Annotated in this window: 1 protein-coding gene; it reads left to right on the forward strand. The window is 74.9% G+C overall.

Features of this window, described 5'->3' with window-relative positions; translation table 11 throughout:
* A partial coding sequence (locus B7L92_RS28485; protein ID WP_255311186.1) for a condensation domain-containing protein occupies positions 1-1,980 on the forward strand: 1,980 nt, incomplete at both ends.

Here is a 1,980-nt window from a genome sequence, read left to right on the forward strand (position 1 = left end):
CGCGGCTTCCGGATCGAACTCGGCGAGATCGAGTCGGTGCTGGTGTCCCACCCGGACGTCGCCCAGGCGGCCGTGCTGGTCCGCGAGGACCGGCCCGGCGACAAGCGGCTCGTCGCCTACACCGTCCCCGACACCACCCCCGCCCCGGACACGGACGGCGGCGCGCTGCGCAGGCACCTGGCGGCCGCGCTGCCCGAGTACATGGTGCCGTCGGCCTTCGTCACCCTGGGCGCCCTGCCGCTCACCCCCAACGGCAAGCTCGACCGCAAGGCACTGCCCGCCCCCGAGGTGCAGACCGGGGAGCCCGGCCGTGCTCCGGCCACGGCGCAGGAGGCCCTGCTGTGCCGCCTGTTCGGGGAGGTCCTCGGACTCGACGCCCCGGCCGGGGCCGACGACAGCTTCTTCGAGCTCGGCGGCCACTCCCTGCTGGGCACCCGTCTGATCAGCCGGATCCGTAGCGAGGTCGACGTCGAACTGCCCATCCGGGCCCTGTTCGAGACGCCCACCCCGGCGGGGCTCGCCCAGTTGCTCGGCGACGCCCGACCGGCCCGCCGGGCCCTGTCCCGCGTACCGCGCCCCGAGCACCTGCCCCTCTCGTACGCGCAGCAGCGGCTGTGGTTCCTCAGCCGGCTGGACGGCGCGGAGGCCGCCACGTACAACCTGCCGGTCGCGGTGCGGCTCACCGGTGTGCTCGACCCGGCCGCGCTGGCCGCGGCCCTGCACGACGTGGTCGGCCGCCACGAGGTGCTGCGCACCGTCTTCCGGGAGGTCGGCGGCAGTCCGGTCCAGGTCGTCCTGGACGGGGCGGTGCCCCGGCTGGACCTCGTCGAGGTCGACGAGGAGGACCTGCGGACGGCGCTCGGCGCGACCGCGGCACGCGGCTTCGACCTCTCCACCGATCTGCCGCTGCGGGCGACGCTGTTCCGGGCCGGCGAGCGGGAGCACGTGCTGCTCCTCGTCCTGCACCACATCGCCGCCGACGGGTGGTCCATGGGTCCGTTGGCGCGTGACCTGTCGGCCGCCTACGCGGCGCGGTGCCGCGGCGAGGCGCCAACCTGGACCGAGCTGCCGGTGCAGTACGCGGACTACGCGCTGTGGCAGCGGGAGGTGCTGGGCAGCGAGGACGACCCGACGAGCGTGGTCTCCGGCCAGCTGGACTTCTGGCGCCGGGCCCTGGCCGGACTGCCGGAGGAACTGCCCCTGCCGGTGGACCGGCCGCGCCCGGCCCGCGCCTCCTACCGCGGCGACGTGGTCCCGTTCACCCTGGACGCCGACGTCCACGCCGGGCTGGCCGCGCTGGCCCGGGAGTCCGGCGCCAGCCTGTTCATGGTGCTGCAGGCCGCCGTCGCGGTCTGGCTGGGCAAGCTCGGCGCCGGCACGGACGTGCCGCTGGGCACCCCGGTCGCCGGCCGCACCGACAGCGCCCTGGACGACCTGGTCGGCTTCTTCGTCAACACGCTGGTGCTGCGCACCGACACCTCCGGCGACCCGACCTTCCGCGAGCTGCTGGACCGGGTCCGGGAGAGCGACCTGGAGGCCTACGCCCACCAGGACGTCCCCTTCGAACGCCTCGTCGACCTGGTCAGCCCGGAGCGCTCGCTGGCCCGCCACCCGCTCTTCCAGGTCATGCTCACCCTGCAGAACACGGGGGGCAGCGACCTCGAACTGCCCGGTCTGACCGCGCGGAACGAGGAGGCCGACACGGGCGCCGCCAAGTTCGACCTCTCCCTGAGCTTCGGTGAGCGGTCGGGCGGGGACGGCTCCCCGGCCGGGCTGGACGGCTTCGTGGACTTCGCCGTGGACCTGTTCGACCGGGCCACGATCGAGGCGTTCACCGGCCGGCTGGAGCGCGTGCTCCGCGCGGTCGTGGCCGCCCCCGACGCCCCGGTCGGCACCGTGGACGTCCTGTCCGCCGACGAGCGCACCGACACCCTGACCACCTGGAACGACACCACGGCCCCGGTCCTCACCGGCACCCTC

This window comes from Streptomyces viridosporus (assembly GCF_002078235.1).
GTDB classification, from domain to species: Bacteria; Actinomycetota; Actinomycetes; order Streptomycetales; family Streptomycetaceae; genus Streptomyces; species Streptomyces viridosporus.